We start from the raw sequence: 16,590 nt of genomic DNA, 5'->3' as shown, positions 1-16,590 counted from the left end.
CGGTGTAGAATTATCTCGACATCGAGATAAATCGCCTCAGCGCACCTCGCAGATGCGGAGTGTCGGGACATGAGTGGAGGAACTGCAATGGCAGCGGTCAACAGCTTCGGTGCGAAGGGCACCCTCGCCGTCGGCGAGAAGGAATACGAGATCTTCCGGATCGATCAGGTGCCGGGGCACGAGCGCCTGCCGTACAGCCTCAAGGTGCTGCTCGAGAACCTGCTGCGCACGGAGGACGGCGCGAACGTCACGCGCGAGCACATCGAGGCCCTCGGCGGCTGGGATCCCGCGGCCGAGCCCGACACCGAGATCCAGTTCACGCCCGCCCGCGTGATCATGCAGGACTTCACGGGCGTTCCCTGCGTCGTCGACCTCGCCACGATGCGCGAGGCCGTCACCGACCTCGGCGGCGATCCCGACAAGATCAACCCGCTCGCCCCCGCAGAACTCGTCATCGACCACTCGGTCATCTCCGACGTCTACGGCCGCGAGGACGCCTTCGCGAAGAACGTCGAGATCGAGTACCAGCGCAACGGCGAGCGCTACCAGTTCCTCCGCTGGGGCCAGGGCGCATTCGATGACTTCAAGGTCGTACCCCCGGGCACCGGTATCGTGCACCAGGTCAACATCGAGTACCTGGCGCGCGTCACCTTCACCCGCGAGGTCGACGGCGTGGTGCAGGCCTACCCTGACACCTGTGTCGGCACCGACTCCCACACCACCATGGAGAACGGCCTCGGCGTGCTCGGCTGGGGCGTGGGCGGCATCGAGGCCGAGGCCGCGATGCTCGGCCAGCCCATCTCGATGCTGATCCCGCGCGTCGTCGGCTTCAAGCTCTCGGGCCAGATCCCCGCCGGTGTGACCGCCACCGACGTCGTGCTCACCATCACCCAGATGCTGCGCAAGCACGGCGTGGTCGGCAAGTTCGTCGAGTTCTACGGCGAGGGCGTCAGCTCGGTGCCGCTCGCCAACCGCGCCACCATCGGCAACATGAGCCCCGAGTTCGGTTCGACCGCCGCCATGTTCCCGGTCGACGACGTCACGCTCGACTACATGCGCCTCACCGGCCGCCCCGAGGAGCAGATCGAGCTCGTCAAGGCGTACACCCAGGCCCAGGGCATGTGGCACGATCCCTCCCGCGAGCCCGAGTTCAGCGAGTACCTCGAGCTCGACCTGTCGACCGTCGTCTCCTCGATCGCCGGCCCGAAGCGCCCGCAGGACCGCATCGAGCTCACCAACGCGAAGACTCAGTTCGAGACCGATCTCAAGAACTACGCCCAGGCCGCGAACCCCGCCAAGGTGAAGGACGAGTCGGGCCGCGAGTTCGAGCTCGATCACGGCGCGGTGACCCTCGCCTCGATCACCTCGTGCACCAACACCTCGAACCCGTCGGTGATGCTCGCCGCGGGCGTGCTCGCCCGCAACGCCGTCGCCAAGGGGCTCAAGGCCAAGCCGTGGGTGAAGACCACTCTCGCCCCCGGTTCCAAGGTCGTCACGGACTACTACGAGAAGTCGGGTCTGCGCGACGACCTCGAGGCGCTCGGCTTCTACCTCGTCGGTTACGGCTGCATGACGTGCATCGGCAACTCGGGTCCCCTCAACGAGGAGATCTCGAACGCCGTCAACGAGAACGACCTCGCGGTCACCGCGGTGCTCTCGGGCAACCGCAACTTCGAGGGCCGCATCAACCCCGACATCAAGATGAACTACCTCGCGAGCCCGCCCCTCGTGGTCGCCTACTCGCTGGCGGGCACGATGGACTTCGACTTCGACGCCGAGCCCCTCGGCCAGGACGAGGCCGGCAACGACATCTTCCTGCGCGACATCTGGCCCGATCCGGTCGAGGTGCAGAAGATCGCCGATGCGTCGATCGATTCCGGCATGTTCAACAGCAAGTACGCGACGGTGTTCGACGGCGACCAGCACTGGAAGTCGCTGCCCACGCCCACCGGTAACACCTTCGAGTGGGACGAGAAGTCGACCTACGTGCGCAAGGCGCCCTACTTCGACGGCATGCAGCTCAAGCCCGAACCCGTCAGCGACATCTCGGGCGCGCGCGTGCTGCTGAAGCTCGGCGATTCGGTCACCACCGACCACATCAGCCCCGCGGGCAGCTTCAAGGCCGAGACGCCGGCCGGTCAGTACCTCGTCGCCAACGGCATCGCGCCGAAGGACTTCAACACCTACGGCTCGCGCCGCGGCAACCACGAGGTCATGATTCGCGGCACCTTCGCGAACATCCGCATCCGCAACCAGCTGCTCGCCGGTGAGAACGGCGGCAAGGGCGTCGAGGGCGGCTTCACCCGCGACTTCACTCAGGAGGGCGGCCCCCAGGCCTACGTCTACGACGCCTGCCAGAACTACCAGGCCGCGGGCATCCCGCTCGTCGTGCTCGGCGGCAAGGAGTACGGTTCGGGTTCCTCACGCGACTGGGCGGCGAAGGGCACGCGCCTGCTGGGCGTGAAGGCGGTCATCACCGAGAGCTTCGAGCGCATCCATCGCTCGAACCTGATCGGCATGGGTGTGCTGCCGCTGCAGTTCCCCCAGGGCGAGAGCGCCGACAGCCTGGGACTCGACGGCACCGAGACCTTCGACATCACGGGCGTCGAGAAACTCAACGAGGGCGTGACGCCGAAGACGGTCGCCGTCACCGCGACGAAGGCCGACGGCACGCAGGTCGCGTTCGACGCGATCGTGCGCATCGACACCCCGGGTGAGGCCGACTACTACCGCAACGGCGGCATTCTGCAGTACGTGCTGCGCTCGCTCGTCTGAGCCCGGCCCGAACGGCCGACGGAAGCCCGCTCCGACTCCGCACGCCTCAGGCGTCGTGGTCCGGGGCGGGCTTCCGTCATGCTCCTGAGCGGTAGACTGAGGGGATGCCCGGCGCATCCAGCCGGAATCGACAGCGGAGGTACCGAGTGGCGATCCTGGATCGAATCGAGTCTCCTCGCGATCTCGACGCACTGACTCCGGAGGAGTGCCGCCAGCTCGCGGCCGAGATCCGCGAGTTCCTGATCGCAGAGGTCGCGAAGACGGGCGGCCACCTCGGCCCGAATCTCGGCGTGGTCGAACTCACGATCGCGATCCACCGCGTCTTCGAGTCGCCTCGCGACCCGATCGTCTTCGACACCGGCCATCAGAGCTATGTGCACAAGCTGCTCACCGGCCGCAAGGACTTCTCGCGGCTGCGGCAGCGGGGCGGGCTCGCCGGCTATCCCCAGCGCGCCGAGAGCGAGCACGACATCGTCGAGAGCTCGCACGCCTCCAGTTCGCTGAGCTGGGCCGACGGCATCTCGCGGGCGTTCGCAAGGCGCGCGCAGACCGATCCCTCGCAGCTCGACCGCCACGTGGTCGCGGTGGTCGGCGACGGCGCGCTCACCGGCGGCATGACGTGGGAGGCCCTCAACAACATCACCGACGACAACGACCGCAACCTCGTGATCGTCGTGAACGACAACGGCCGCTCGTACGCCCCGACGATCGGCGGCATGGCCCGCTTCCTCAACGGCGTGCGGACCTCGTCGAGCTACCGCGATCTCCAGGAGGGCAGCGAGAAGTTCTTCTCCGCCTTCGGCGCCCCCGGCCGCACGGTGTATCGCGCCACCCGCGGCGCCATGCGCGGCATCGCGAGTCGCGCGAGCAATAATCAGGATCTCTACGCGAACCTCGACATCAAGTACGTCGGCCCGATCGACGGTCACGACCTCGAAGCCGTCGAGCAGGGTCTGCGCCAGGCGAAGGGCTACGGACGCCCCACGCTCGTGCACGTCATCACCGAGAAGGGGCGCGGCTACGCGCCGGCCGAGAACGATGAGGCCGACCAGTTCCACTCGGTGGGCAAGATCGACCCCGATAGCGGCGTCCCGGTGCAGGCGTCGTCGGGCGCGAGCTGGACCTCGGTATTCCGCGAGCGCATCGTCGAGCTCGCGGAGGCGGACGATCGGATCGTAGGTATCACGGCGGCGATGCTCGCGCCGACCGGGCTCGATCTGCTCGCCGAGAAGCACCCGGCGCGCGTGTACGACGTCGGCATCGCGGAGCAGCACGCTGTGACGAGCGCCGCCGGTCTCGCCTATGGCGGCCTGCACCCCGTCGTCGCCGTCTACGCGACGTTCATGAACCGGGCCTTCGATCAGCTGCTCATGGACGTCGCGCTGCACCGTGCGGGCGTCACCTTCGTGCTGGATCGCGCCGGCATCACCGGCCCCGACGGCGCGAGCCACAACGGCGTCTGGGACCTCGCGACGCTGCAGATCGTGCCCGGCATCAGGATCGCGTCGCCGCGGGACGAGTCCGTGCTGCGGGAACTGCTGGGGGAGGCCGTGCGGGTCGACGACAGTCCCACGGTCGTTCGATACCCGAAGGGCGCGGTCGGCGCGCCGGTGCCCGCGGTGCGCCGCACGGCCGACGGCGTCGACGTGCTGCTCGAGCCCGGTGAGGGCGAAGCCGAGGGAGGTGCGACCGACGTGCTCTTCGTGACGGTCGGCCCGATGGCGCGCGTCGCGCTCGACGCCGCCGCGCTGCTCGCCGAGCAGGGGATCACCTCGACGGTCGTGGATCCCCGCTGGGTGGTGCCGGTCGCCGATTCCGTGACCGAGCTCGCCCGCAGCCACCGCCTGCTGATCAGCATCGAAGACGGGATTCGCGTCGGCGGAGTCGGCACGAGGATCAGGCAGGCCCTGCGCGACGCCGGCGTCGACACCGCGGTGAGCGAGCTCGGCACTCCCGACGCCTTCCCCGAGCACGCCTCCCGCGACGAGCTGCTGCACGATGCGGGACTCACCCCCGAGCAGATCGCCACGGCGGTCGCCGATCAGGTGCGGGGCAAGCGGATCCCGATCGCCCGCCCTGAGTAATCGGAGCGCAGGGCCTCGGTCCCCTCACGCAGCAGGTCCCCTCGACCGGTCGACCAGTCGAGGGGACCTGCTGCGTGATCGACGCTACCGCGATCCCGCGATGCGGGGCTCGTGGAAGGCTCCTCCGAAGGCGCGCTCGCTCGCGCCGACCCGATCGAGGTAGGGGGTCGCGCCGCCGGCCTGGAACGGCCAGCCGGCACCGAGGATCAGGCAGAGGTCGATGTCCTCGGCCGCGGCAACCACGCCCTCGTCGAGCATGATCCTGATCTCGTTCGCGAGCTCGTCTTCGACACGGCGCAGAATCTCATCCTCGTCGACCGCGTCCTTGCCGACCGTGATCGCCTTCCGACCCGCCTTCGACAGGTCCTCGACCTTGCCGAGCTTGGTCTTGACGAGCGGCGCGTCGACCTCGGCCAGCCGATGCAGGTTCTCCGAGGCGTAGAAGCGCTCGGGGAAGGCGTGCACCATGGTGTCCTGCACGTGCGCCGCGACCTTCCATCCCACCAGGTCGATGAGCTCGAAAGGGCCCATGGGCAGGCCGATGGGCGCGAGCGCTCGCTCCACCACGGGCATGGGCGTGCCCTCGTCGAGCGCGCGGGCCGCCTCGCCCATGACCTTCGCCAGCAGGCGGTTCACCACGAAGCCGGGGCGGTCCGCGGTGATGACGGCGCTCTTGCCGAGCTTCTTCGCGACCGCCATCGCGGTGGCGAGCGTGGGATCGTCCGTGCCGGGAGCCTTCACGACCTCGATCAGCGGCATCACGGCGACCGGGTTGAAGAAGTGGAAGCCGACGAGCCGCTCGGGATGTTCGAGCTTCGCGCCGATCTCCTCGACCGACAGCGACGAGGTGTTGGTGGCGATGATCGCCTCGGGGGAGATGATCGGCTCGATCTCGCCGAACACCTGCTGCTTCACGCCGAGCTCCTCGAAGACGGCCTCGATCACCCAGTCGCAGTCGGCGTAGAGCGTCTTGTCGGTCGTCCCGCTCACGAGCGCGCGCACCTGATTCGCGTCGTCGGACGACAGGCGGCCCTTCTGCTCCATCTTGTCGATCTCGCCGCGGATGTACTCGAGGCCCTTGTCGACCCGGGCCTGGTCGAGGTCCGTGATCAGCACGGGAACCCGCAGTTTGCGCGCGAAGAGCAGCGCGAACTGGCTCGCCATGAGTCCGGCGCCGATCACACCGACCTTCTTGATCGGGCGAGCGAGCTCGCGATCGGGTGCGCCGGCGGGCCGCTTCGCACGCTTCTGCACGAGGTCGAAGGCGTAGACCGAGGCTGCGAACTGGTCGCCCGAGATCAGCTCGGCGAGCGCCTCGTCCTCGCGCTCGAATCCGCGCTCGATGTCGTTGTCGCGCGCGGCGTTCAGCAGATCGAGTGCGACGTAGGGAGCCTTGGGCGTGGAGCCGATGCGCGCCTTGAGGGTGTCGCGGGCGATCTTGATCGCGGCGGGCCACTTGGTGAGACGCTCGAGCTTGCCCGGCACGTTCGGGCGATCGACCTTGATCCGGCCCTCGAGCACGCCGTCCGCCCAGGCGACCGACTGCTCGAGGAAGCTGGCGGCGCCGAACATGGCGTCGAAGAGGCCGAGTTCGTAGGCCTGCTCCGGCTTCAGCATGCGGTTGTTCTTGAGGGGGTTCGAGACGATGATCTCGAGCGCCTTCTCGATGCCGATGAGGTTCGGTACGAGGGTGGCGCCGCCCCACCCCGGGATGATGCCGAGGAAGACCTCCGGGAAGGCGAGAGCCGCCGCCGACGAATCCAATGTGCGGTAATCGGAGTTCAGCGCGATCTCCATCGCGCCGCCGAGCGCGAGCCCGTTGACGAACGAGAACGAGGGCACGCCGAGCTTGCGGAGCTTGCCCAGCACCCGGTGACCGTACTGCGCCATGAGGCGCGCGTTCTGCTCCGTCGCGAGCGTCGACACCTTCGAGAGGTCGGCGCCCGCGGCGAAGATGAAGGGCTTGCCCGTGACGGCGACGGCGCGGATCTCGCCGGCCGCCGCACGGTCGCGCTGCTCGTCGAGCACCCGCTCGAGGCCCTGGAGGGTGCGGGGGCCGAGCGTGTTGGGGCGGGTGTGGTCGCGCCCGTTGTCGAGGGTGATGAGCGCGAGCGTGCCTCCCGAGGGCAGCGCGACGTCGCGCACGTGCGCCTCGGTGACGACCTCGTCGGCCGAAGCCTCGATGATCGGCGAGAAATCGATCTTGCTGTAATCGGTCATGGCGGTTACTTCTTGCCCTTCTTGCCGTCGAAGTGAGGATTCTCCCAGATGGCGGTGCCGCCCTGGCCGAGGCCGACGCACATGGCGGTGATGCCGTAGCGCACGTCGGGGCGCTGCTCGAACTGGCGAGCGAGCTGGATCATCAGGCGCACGCCGGAGGCCGCGAGAGGATGCCCGAATGCGATCGCTCCGCCCCACGGGTTGACGCGCGGATCGTCGTCGGCGATCCCGAAGTGATCGGTGAACGAGAGCACCTGCACCGCGAATGCCTCGTTGAGCTCGAAGAGTCCGATGTCGTCGATGGTGAGGCCCGCGCGCTTCAGCGCCTTCTCGGTCGAGGGCACGGGGCCGAGCCCCATCACCTCGGGCTGCACACCCGCGAACGCGAAGCCCACGAGGCGCATCCTGGCACTGAGTCCCAGCTCCTTGGCCGTGTCGGCTCCGGCGAGCAGCGATACCGTCGCCCCGTCGGTGAGCGGCGAGGCGTTGCCCGCGGTCACGCGGCCGTGAGGGCGGAAGGGCGTCTTGAGGTTCGCAAGGCCCTCCATCGTGGTCTCGGGGCGGCGGCCCTCGTCTTCCGTGGCGAGGCCCCATCCGCTCTCGGAGCGCGTGGCGACGGGCACCAGGTCCGCCTGGATGTCGCCGCGGTCGTACGCCGCCTGCACCTTGTGCTGGCTGAGCATGCCGAAGCGGTCGGCTCGCTCCTTGGTGAGCCCGGGGAATCGGTCGTGCAGACGCTCCGCGGTGATGCCCATATTGAGGGCGTCGGGACTCACGAGCTTCTCCGCGACGAAGCGGGGGTTGGGATCGGCGTCGAGTCCGATGGGGTGCCGCCCCATATGCTCGACGCCGCCGGCGATCGCGAGGTCGTACTGGCCGGATCCGATCGCGGCCCCCATGAACGACGCGACGGTGAGCGCACCCGCGCACATCCGGTCGAGCGCGAAGCCCGGCACGGTGACGGGCAGCCCGGCGAGCATCGCCACCGTGCGGCCGAGGGTGAGCCCTTGATCGCCCTGCTGCGTCGTCGCCGCGATCCCCACGTCGTCGATGCGGTCGAGCGGCAGCGCCTCATTGCGCTCGAGCAGGCCCTGCAGCGCCTTGACCGCGAGGTCGTCGGCGCGGGTCCCCGCGTACATGCCCTTTTCGCCGGCGCGTCCGAACGGGGTGCGCACCCCGTCGACGTAGACGACTTCTCTCATTGCGGCCACTGTGCCTCCATCAGGTGTGTGATCTGCGTACCCACCATCCTAGAGACGGAGTCTCACTGACGGAAGAGGGCTTGCGGGATCCCCGCAATTCCGAGCAGTTCCGAGTCAGGAATTATGCAAGATCGACAAAAGCCGCAGCGATGAGTGGTGCGCTGATCCCAATCTGCCAGTCGCGCGCGCCGAGCTCTTTGAGACGCAGTGCCACGTCGTCGGCGGATCGCTCTCCCGGAGGATCCCAGGCCACGCGCCGCAGCGTATCCGGGGTCAGCAGGTTCTCGAGCGGGATGCGCTGCCGCTCGGCCTCGGCCTCGAGGGCGGCGCGCGCCGCCGCGAGCCGAGCCGCCGCCGCCGGGTGCCGCTGCGCCCATCCGCGGTGATGCGGAAGGGCGCCGGGGTCCCGCGTCTTCGGCCCCGGCAGATCCTCGGTCGTCTTGCCCCGCAGGATCGCGCGCCACCAGCGGTCGATCTCGGTGCGGCTCGCGCGCCCCCTGAAGGTTTGCAGGCGCGCGAGATCGTTCTTGGAGCGCGGGTTCGCACCGGCCGCGGCGACGATCGAGGCGTCGGGGATGAGCCTGCCGGGCGCGACGTCGCGTTCGCGCGCCAGCTCGTCGCGGGCGACCCAGAGCTCGCGGGCGATGGCGAGCGCTCTCGGGGACCGCAGCGCATGGCCGCCCGACAGTTTGCGCCACGGCTCCGGATTGCGCGGCTTCTCGGGGCGCGTGCGCACCGCCTCGAACTCCTGCAGGGCGAACTCCGTCTTGCCCTGCGCCTCGAGGTCCCGGGACACGGCGTCGCGCAGATCCGGCAGCAGTGCGACATCGAGCGCGGCGTACTCCAGCCACGGCTCCGGCAGGGGGCGCTGCGACCAGTCGGCCGCCGAATGCGCCTTCTCGAGGCTGATGCCGAGCAGGGATTCGACGACGGCGCCGAGCCCCACGCGCTCGTAGCCGAGCAGTCTCGCGGCCAGCTCGGTGTCGAAGAGGCGGCGCGGCTCCAGGCCGATCGCGCGGAGGCACGGGAGATCCTGGCTCGCGGCGTGCAGGATCCACTCCTCGTCGCCGATGGCCGCCGCGAGCGGTTCGAAGCTGGATATCCCGGTGGGATCGAAGAGGAAGGGACGGCTGTCCCGGCGGAATGCCTGCACGAGATACGCCTCGGAGCCGTAGGTGAACCCCGACGCCCGCTCGGCATCGACTCCGACGGGGCCGCTGCCCGATGCGAGGGCGTCGGCGGCCCGCTCGAGACCGGCCTGGTCGGTGACGAGCGACCAATCGGTCTCGAGATCCGACTGCTCGACCACGGTCACTCGCCCTCCCGGTGCGGGAGACCCGCGAGCAGGCACAGCAGTTCCGCCCACGCCTCGGCGTGGGCGGAGAAGTCGGAGCCGAGCGGGGTCCACGAGGCGCGCAGCTCGATCTGCGCGGCGTCGCCCTGCGCTTCGAGCGTGCCGAAGCCGCTCGAGAGCGTCTTCGTCGCCGTGCCGGAGATGTAGGTGTAGTCCGCGCCCCGGGAGTCGAGGGCATCGACGAGCCAGGACCACGCGACGTCGGAGATGAACGGGTCGACGCCGATCTCGACCTCAAGGGGCGCCTGCGCGAAGCAGACGATGCGGAAGGGAGCGCCCCACTCCTCGGCCGACTCCGGATCGTGCATGAGCACCAGGCGACCCGCGCCGTGGTGCGAGTCGATCGTCGCCTCGGGGGAGGGACCGCGCTGCGGGCCGCGGGCGACTCCGGCGGCGAGAGCTATGGATCGGGGCGCGATGCGCTCGGGCGCCGGGATCTCCTGCGTCACGAGCTCGCTGCGCAGGCGTGCGCTTCGGATCTGCTGGGCGGCGACGTCGAAGTCGACCGACTGCAGACCAATCCTTGCCATCACAGAGGGAACACTAGAGTTTGCTGTGAGGGTTTTCACGATGCCACGCCGTGCAGGCGAGGATCGCGAAGAGAGGAGAGCGCACATGGGGAACTGGCAGCGGGGAGCGGCGCGCGCGCTCGGATTCGCGGCGGGAGCGGCCGCGATCGGCGCGGCGGGCGTCGTGGCGGGCGGTGTGGTGCTCGCGCGAATGGCGGTCACTCCCGAGCAAGAGCCGGAGTCCCCGGTCACGGTGACGGCGTTGCAGCGGCGCGGATCAGCCGCCGTCGTCAGGCTGCGCGGCACGGACAGCGATCTGCCCGGCCGCTATTCGCTGGTGTTCGACGGCGGAGCGGGGCATGCGAGGTTGGGGCCCGTGATCGCCGCCGGCCGGGAGGGCGTCGCCCGGGAGCTGCTGCGCGTGGATCGCGGAGATCTGCAGGAGGGGGCCCGCGGCCGCCTGACCGGCTGGTGGTACGCCTCCCCCGATGAACTCGGCTACAGAACCGAGCGCATCGAGTACCCGACCGAACTCGGCGACGCCGAGGCGTGGATCGTTCACCCGGCCCGGTCTCGCAAGAAGCGGTGGGCGGTCCACGTGCACGGACGCGGCGCGCCGCCCGAGGAGACCCTGCGCGGCGTCGCCCCGCTGGCTCGCGCCGGCATCACGAACCTCATCATCAGCTACCGCAACGATCCGGGTGCCCCCGGCGGCGCGCACGGCCGGTACGGGGTGGGTGTATCCGAGGCCCGGGACGTCGACGCGGCCATCGCGGAGGCGCGCCGCAGGGGAGCGGAGCGTGTGACCCTCTTCGGCTGGTCGATGGGCGGCACCGCGGCGCTCGTCGCGGCCACGCGCGGCGCGCACCGCGACCTGCTCGACGGCCTGATCCTCGATTCTCCTGCGATCGACTGGGATGAGCTGCTGCGCTATCACGCCGCGGGTAAGCGGGCGCCGCGGCTCGTCGCCGAGCTCGGGATCCGGCTGCTCTGGCAGGGCAGGGTGCGTGGCGGCGAAGCCGGAGGCATCGCGTTCGACGAGCTCGACGCGGCCGAGTTCGGCCGCGAGCTCCGGGTGCCGGTGCTGATCCACACGAGCCGGCAGGACACCTTCGTGCCGTGCAGCGGATCTGAGAGGCTGGCCGCGGCCAGGCCCGATCTGGTGCAGCTGCGACTGCAGCAGCGGGGAGAGCACGTGAAGCTCTGGAACGTCGACCCGACGGCTTGGGAGGCCGTCACCGAGCAGTTCGCCCGCGCACTGCCCCGCCCCGCCTGGCGCGGCTGAAAGCGACGGCGCGCGCGGCCGAGGCGATAGACTGACTCGCGATGTCAACTGACCCCCAGCACAGCTCAGCCCGGCTCGTCGACCGGCGCCCCAATATCACCGGCGCCGAACTGGTCGCGACCCTCGTTCCTCCGCCGCAGTTCGATCACGCCTCGTTCGACTCGTACCGGCCCGACCCCGAGTACCCGTCGCAGGAGGAGGCCCGCAGCCTGCTGCGGTCGTTCACCGAGCCCGAGCCGGCCGTCGCCCGCGGCGGTTTCTTCGGCTTCGGCCGCAAGAAGCCGGCGGAGACGAGGACGAGTTCGCCGAGCAAGCCGGGCGTCTACCTCGACGGCGGCTTCGGCGTCGGCAAGACCCACCTCCTCGCCGCGGCCTGGCACGCGACCGCGGGCCGCAAGTACTTCGGCACCTTCATCCAGTTCACGGCACTGGTCGGCGCCCTCGGCTACGACGGCGCCGTGGGAGTGCTGCAGGGCGCGAAGCTCATCTGCATCGACGAGTTCGAGCTCGATGATCCGGGCGACACGATGCTGATGACACGGCTCATCAAGGATCTGACCTCGACGGGCTCCCGGTTCATCGCGACCTCGAACACCCCGCCGAACGCTCTGGGCGAGGGGCGCTTCGCCGCCGCCGACTTCATGCGGGAGATCCAGGCGATGGCGGACCGCTTCGTCACCGTGCGCATCGACGGCGTCGACTACCGCCAGCGCGACATCGAGGGCGACGCCGTTGCCCTCACCGACGACGCCTACCGCTTCGCGCTCGCCGATGTCGCCGCCTCAGGCGAGCGTATGACCGACGATGACTTCGGGCAGCTCATCGCGCACCTCGCCACCGTGCACCCGTCCAGTTACGTCGGCATGCTCGACGGCGTGCAGTGCATCGGTCTCCGCGACGTGCACGAGCTCACCGATCAGTCGGCCGCGCTGCGCTTCGTCGCGTTCATCGACCGCGTCTACGATGCGCAGATCCCGGTCCGCGCCACCGGCATCCCGCTCACCTCGATCTTCGGGGGCGGCATGCTCGACGGCGGCTACCGCAAGAAGTACCTGCGCTGCATGTCCCGTCTCAATGCGCTCACCGCGAGCGAGCTCGAGGCGTAGGCCGGGAGCATGGCGGGCACCGGACCCGGCCGCGGGCTGCTGCGCGGGATCGCGCGCGCCGTCGTCGATGCGCTGATCGGGTCGCAGAAGGGCTCCGGATCCAGAGGAGCGTCGGGCGCGCGTTCCCGCGACTCCTCGGATTCTTCGGTCGGGCGGGCCCGGCTGCGAGCATCGCGGGACGCGCACCCGCGATCCCGATCCCCGCAGTTCGATCTCGAGCACAGTCCCGGGCGCGAGGGCGTCGGAGCCACTCGCGATCTGACCCCCGAGGAGATCCGCTCCCTGCGCCCGAGCTACGAACCCCACCCCGATGGCGATCCCGACCCCGGCGAGGTGGTCTGGACCTGGGTGCCCTACGCGGAGAACGACGGACGGGGCAAGGATCGCCCGGTGCTCATCATCGCGAGGACCGGTGGCGGGGCCGTGGCGGGCTGCTACCTCAGCACGAAGCAGCATGCGGGTTTCGTGTCGGTGGGCGCCGGGGACTGGGACAGCCAGGGCCGGCCGAGCTTCCTCGCACCCGACCGCGTGCTGCGCATCACGGACGGCGGCATGCGTCGAGAGGGGCACGTGCTCTCGCGCGAGCGGTTCGTCGACGCGGTGCGCGTCATCGCCGCGCTGCACGGTATTCGCGGATGATTTTCGCCTCGCCTCTGTCGCAGACCCCCTCAAGCGCGCGATAATGGCGCCAACGCGACGAGTCCGTCGGCGCGCGATGAGAGGAAGTCAGACATGGGTATCGAGGATCTGGGCAAGCAGGCATCCGAGCTGGCCGGTAAGGCCGGCGAGTTCGCGAAGCAGAACGCGGGGAAGATCGAGGAGGCGCTGAAGAGCGAGCAGGCCGAGAACATCAGCGATAAGATCCTCGACGGCGCAGCCGACCTGGCGAACAAGGTGACCGGCGGGAAGCATAGCGACACGGTCGCCGACGTGCGCGACAACCTCGACGGCAAGATCGGCAATGCCTAGTCGATCCGCATGCTAGATCCGCGTCGGCCCCTCGCGCCTCGGAGCGAGGGGCCGACGCCGTCAGCGCCGCAGCGCGCCGCGCATCCCTCGCAGCCGGCTCCCCGCCCAGACCCCGGCGGCCGCGACGAGCAGTGTCGCGAGCAGGCCGGCGACGGTCGCCACGAGCAGCTGCAGCCCGCGTTCGGGTAGTAGGAAGCCGTAGGGCACCCAGCCATCGGTCGCTCCGCGCACGAGCACGACCGTCAGCCACAGCACCGGGTAGGGGAGCACGATCCAGATCCGCCGCCACGGCAGTCTCGGTCGATCGCCGACGAGCAGCCAGTCGAGCACCGCGGCGAGCGGCAGCACTGCGTGCAGGATGACGCTCACCCACGGGGGAGCGGACGCGGTGCCGGGCACCAGCCCGTTGTAAATCACGGCCACCACGATCATGCCGGTGATCGAGGCGGCGCGGGCCGAGACGAGTCCGGTGCCGGGGCGGCGCCCCCGAATCGTGCTCGAGCCCGAGGCGATGAGGATCGCGCTCGTGAGCAGGCTCGTGAGGTTGGTGAAGTAGCCGAAGTAGTCGAACGGATTGGTGCGGCCGTGGGAGAGCCCCTCGAAATAGCCGTACACGAGCACCGCGGTGACACCCGTTCCGAAGAGGATCCTCGCGACTCCGACCGCGGCAGCGGCGGTCGGAGTCGCGGTCTCGATCGGAGTCGCGGTCTCGGTCGGGCCGGCAGGATCCGGCATTCCGGCCCTAGAGGTCCGCATACCGTGCCCGGAAGACGCAGAAGATCCCGTACGCCGCGAACCCGACGCCCATGACCGCCACAAGGGCGCCCCCGAAGGGGAGCGCCCTCAGCGTCTCGACCGCGGCGTCGAGGCCGCCCGCGGCGTGGGGGTCGCGCTTCACCGCCGCCACGATCAGCAGCGCCCCGATCACCGCGAAGGCGATTCCCTTGATGACGAAGCCGACGACGCCGATCCCCGCGATGACGACGCCGGCCGGGCCCTCCGGCAGCGACACGCGCCGGCGGAAGCTGCGTCGCACCCCCATGACCACCCACGCGGCTCCGCCGACCACGAACCCCGCACCGACCAGCCCGAGCAGCACCGGACCTCCCGGAAAGGTGAGCAGCCCTCGGCTCGCCTCCCGAGCGCTCGAATCGGGATCCGGGCGACCGCCCACGGCGACGACCGCCGCGATCACGCCCATTCCGATGAAGAGCGCGGCCTGAGCCCACTGGGCGATCCGGCGCCTCCACCGTTCGGGAGCGCGCTCGATGCGCAGTGCCAGGCCGTGAACGCCGTGGTAGATGCCGAGCGCCCACAGCAGTACGGCGACCGCCCACAGCGCGGCGAAGCCGAGCGGTGCGGACGCGATCGCGGTGAGCGCCCCGGCCTGATCCGACTCGCCGTGCCCGCTCGATGCGAGCACCAGCGCGATCCCTCCGATGATCAGGTGGATGACCCCGCTCGCGACGTACCCGCCACGGGCGAGCACCCGCAGCTGCGGCGTGTCCTCGGCGCTCCGCGCGGCAGCCTTCATCTCTGCTCTCACGCTTCGAGCGTAGCCCTATCCCGCCCGCTTCGGTCGCACACGACCTCGGGCGGACTCCTGCCCGCCGCGGCCGCAAATCTTGGCACAGTCAGGCGCTCGAGACAAGCCCCTGGAGGTGATCCGCTCGTCCTGGAAGAGTAGGCCCCGACGACGACACGAAGGAGGCTCCACATGAGCGCATCGGACAAGCTGTCAGCAGGAATGGACAAGGCCAAGGGCAAGGCCAAGGAGGCCCTCGGCAACGTCACCGGCGACGAGAGCAAGGTCGCCGAAGGAAAGGCGGATCAGGCGAAGGGCGACCTCAAGAACGCCGCGGAGAAGACCAAGGACGCGGCGAAGGACGCCTTCGACCGGTAACCGTCCCTCGATCCCCGCGGCTCCCCATCACGAGTCGCGGGGATCCGTCGTGTCCACCGCGTCGGGAGCGAACGAACGGAAGAGCAGATGGCACACGCACCCCGCGCGGGAACCGAGAACCGCCTGTGCGTGCTGGTCGTCGCCGATCCCGGGCTGCCCAGCCGACGCGCGCACGACGTGCGCCACCGTCTCGAGAACGCGCTCGCGGCTGCGCTCGCCTCACCCGTTGAGGTACGCGTGCGCACCGAACTGATCAGGATCGACCCCGACGACACCCTCGACATCACCGACGTCAAACATCTCTCCGCCGAATACGAACGCGTGGACGCGATCCTCATGGTCACCGAGATTCCGAGGCACCGGCACGGGAAGCCGCTCGTCGCCGAGGTGCTGACCTCAGACGATGTGGGCGTCGTGTCGTTGCCGACGCTCGGCGCGGGCGCGACGCGCAGACGGCTCGTGGCAGTGCTCGTGTCATGCGCGCAGCAGATGCACGGCGGACGGGGCCGCGAACGCGATCGGATCTCCTGGGCCCGGTGGATCGACGCACCCGAGAACTCGAACCGGCTGCTGCAGTCGCGGAGGCTGGTCGGGGGAGCGCGAACCGTGCTCGGCATGGTGATCACCAACCAGCCCTGGCGGATCCTGCCCAAACTCTCGAGCGCCCTCGCCGCCGCTGCGGCAGCCGGCGCCTTCGGCATCTTCTACAACTCGATCTGGCAGATGTCGGCGGTGCTGAGCCCGGCGAGGCTGGCCGTGATCAGCGTGCTCGCGATCTGCGTGATCGTGGCCTGGCTGCTGATCGGCAATCGGCTGTGGGATCGGCCTGGGCATGCGAGCTTCACCGAGGTGATCCTGCTCTACAACCTCTCGACGGTGCTCACGCTGGTGCTGTGCGTGCTCGCTCTGTACGTCTCGCTCACGGTGATCATCCTGCTGAGCGCGCTCATCATCATCGACCCCGACTTCATGAGCGAGGTGCTCGGTTCGAAGGCCGAATTCTCGAACTACCTCGACATCGCCGTTCTGAGCGCCGCCATGGGCACCGTCGCCGGCGCGCTCGGCTCGAGCTTCGACCGCGATGCCGACGTGAAGCAGCTCACGCACGGCCGACGGGAGCGGCAGCGGATCAATTCCGAGAAGGAGTAGCGGCTGCCGGGCGGATCCGCGTCTGCGCACGGCG

Annotated in this window: 14 protein-coding genes; 8 read left to right on the top strand and 6 right to left on the bottom strand. The window is 69.6% G+C overall.

Features of this window, described 5'->3' with window-relative positions; translation table 11 throughout:
• The first annotated feature begins 87 nt into the window (after positions 1-87).
• Both acnA and dxs read left to right on the top strand, forming a co-directional pair.
• Complete coding sequence (gene acnA, locus AC0KXF_RS00850; protein WP_473107401.1) at positions 88-2,775, top strand: aconitate hydratase AcnA; 2,688 nt, start codon at positions 88-90, stop codon at positions 2,773-2,775.
• A 146-nt stretch (positions 2,776-2,921) separates the two neighbouring features.
• Complete coding sequence (dxs, locus tag AC0KXF_RS00845; protein ID WP_473107879.1) at positions 2,922-4,859, top strand: 1-deoxy-D-xylulose-5-phosphate synthase; 1,938 nt, start codon at positions 2,922-2,924, stop codon at positions 4,857-4,859.
• An 84-nt stretch (positions 4,860-4,943) separates the two neighbouring features.
• Here dxs and AC0KXF_RS00840 read toward each other — a convergent pair whose 3' ends face one another.
• From AC0KXF_RS00840 to AC0KXF_RS00825, 4 genes are all read right to left on the bottom strand, one after another.
• On the bottom strand, positions 4,944-7,079 hold the full coding sequence (locus AC0KXF_RS00840; RefSeq protein WP_473107400.1) for a 3-hydroxyacyl-CoA dehydrogenase NAD-binding domain-containing protein: 2,136 nt from the start codon (positions 7,077-7,079) through the stop codon (positions 4,944-4,946).
• 5 nt (positions 7,080-7,084) lie between these two features.
• Positions 7,085-8,281 (bottom strand): thiolase family protein, encoded by a 1,197-nt coding sequence (locus AC0KXF_RS00835; protein ID WP_473107399.1) that lies wholly within the window; start codon positions 8,279-8,281, stop codon positions 7,085-7,087.
• Between the two features lie 121 nt (positions 8,282-8,402).
• Positions 8,403-9,596: an HRDC domain-containing protein gene (locus tag AC0KXF_RS00830; RefSeq protein WP_473107398.1), complete on the bottom strand. Its 1,194-nt coding sequence runs from the start codon at positions 9,594-9,596 to the stop codon at positions 8,403-8,405.
• Positions 9,593-10,165, bottom strand: coding sequence for a DUF3000 domain-containing protein (locus AC0KXF_RS00825; RefSeq protein ID WP_223045126.1), 573 nt, complete (start codon positions 10,163-10,165; stop codon positions 9,593-9,595). The genes AC0KXF_RS00830 and AC0KXF_RS00825 overlap by 4 nt, the downstream gene beginning before the upstream one ends.
• 85 nt (positions 10,166-10,250) lie before the next feature.
• Between AC0KXF_RS00825 and AC0KXF_RS00820 the strand changes: the two genes are divergently transcribed.
• From AC0KXF_RS00820 to AC0KXF_RS00805, 4 genes are all read left to right on the top strand, one after another.
• Positions 10,251-11,429, top strand: a complete 1,179-nt coding sequence (locus AC0KXF_RS00820; protein WP_473107397.1) for an alpha/beta hydrolase family protein — start codon at positions 10,251-10,253, stop codon at positions 11,427-11,429.
• Positions 11,430-11,470: 41 nt separating this feature from the next.
• Positions 11,471-12,535, top strand: a complete 1,065-nt coding sequence (gene zapE, locus AC0KXF_RS00815; protein WP_223043922.1) for a cell division protein ZapE — start codon at positions 11,471-11,473, stop codon at positions 12,533-12,535.
• Between the two features lie 9 nt (positions 12,536-12,544).
• On the top strand, positions 12,545-13,174 hold the full coding sequence (locus AC0KXF_RS00810; protein ID WP_473107396.1) for a hypothetical protein: 630 nt from the start codon (positions 12,545-12,547) through the stop codon (positions 13,172-13,174).
• Positions 13,175-13,267: 93 nt separating this feature from the next.
• Entirely contained in the window at positions 13,268-13,504 is a 237-nt protein-coding gene (locus tag AC0KXF_RS00805; RefSeq protein ID WP_223043920.1) for an Rv0909 family putative TA system antitoxin, read from the top strand.
• A 60-nt stretch (positions 13,505-13,564) separates the two neighbouring features.
• On the opposite strand, the gene AC0KXF_RS00800 is transcribed toward AC0KXF_RS00805, so the two are convergent.
• Both AC0KXF_RS00800 and AC0KXF_RS00795 read right to left on the bottom strand, forming a co-directional pair.
• Positions 13,565-14,239: a Pr6Pr family membrane protein gene (locus tag AC0KXF_RS00800; RefSeq protein ID WP_473107395.1), complete on the bottom strand. Its 675-nt coding sequence runs from the start codon at positions 14,237-14,239 to the stop codon at positions 13,565-13,567.
• Between the two features lie 7 nt (positions 14,240-14,246).
• Positions 14,247-15,050, bottom strand: a complete 804-nt coding sequence (locus AC0KXF_RS00795) for a DUF1206 domain-containing protein (protein ID WP_473107394.1) — start codon at positions 15,048-15,050, stop codon at positions 14,247-14,249.
• Positions 15,051-15,221: 171 nt separating this feature from the next.
• Here AC0KXF_RS00795 and AC0KXF_RS00790 point away from each other — a divergent pair, with 171 nt between their 5' ends.
• Positions 15,222-15,407: a CsbD family protein gene (locus tag AC0KXF_RS00790; protein WP_223043919.1), complete on the top strand. Its 186-nt coding sequence runs from the start codon at positions 15,222-15,224 to the stop codon at positions 15,405-15,407.
• Positions 15,408-15,494: 87 nt separating this feature from the next.
• On the top strand, positions 15,495-16,556 hold the full coding sequence (locus AC0KXF_RS00785; protein WP_473107393.1) for a hypothetical protein: 1,062 nt from the start codon (positions 15,495-15,497) through the stop codon (positions 16,554-16,556).
• The last annotated feature ends 34 nt before the right edge of the window (positions 16,557-16,590 follow it).

Source organism: Leucobacter holotrichiae (assembly GCF_055791005.1).
This window is presented reverse-complemented; position numbering and strand designations above follow the sequence as displayed.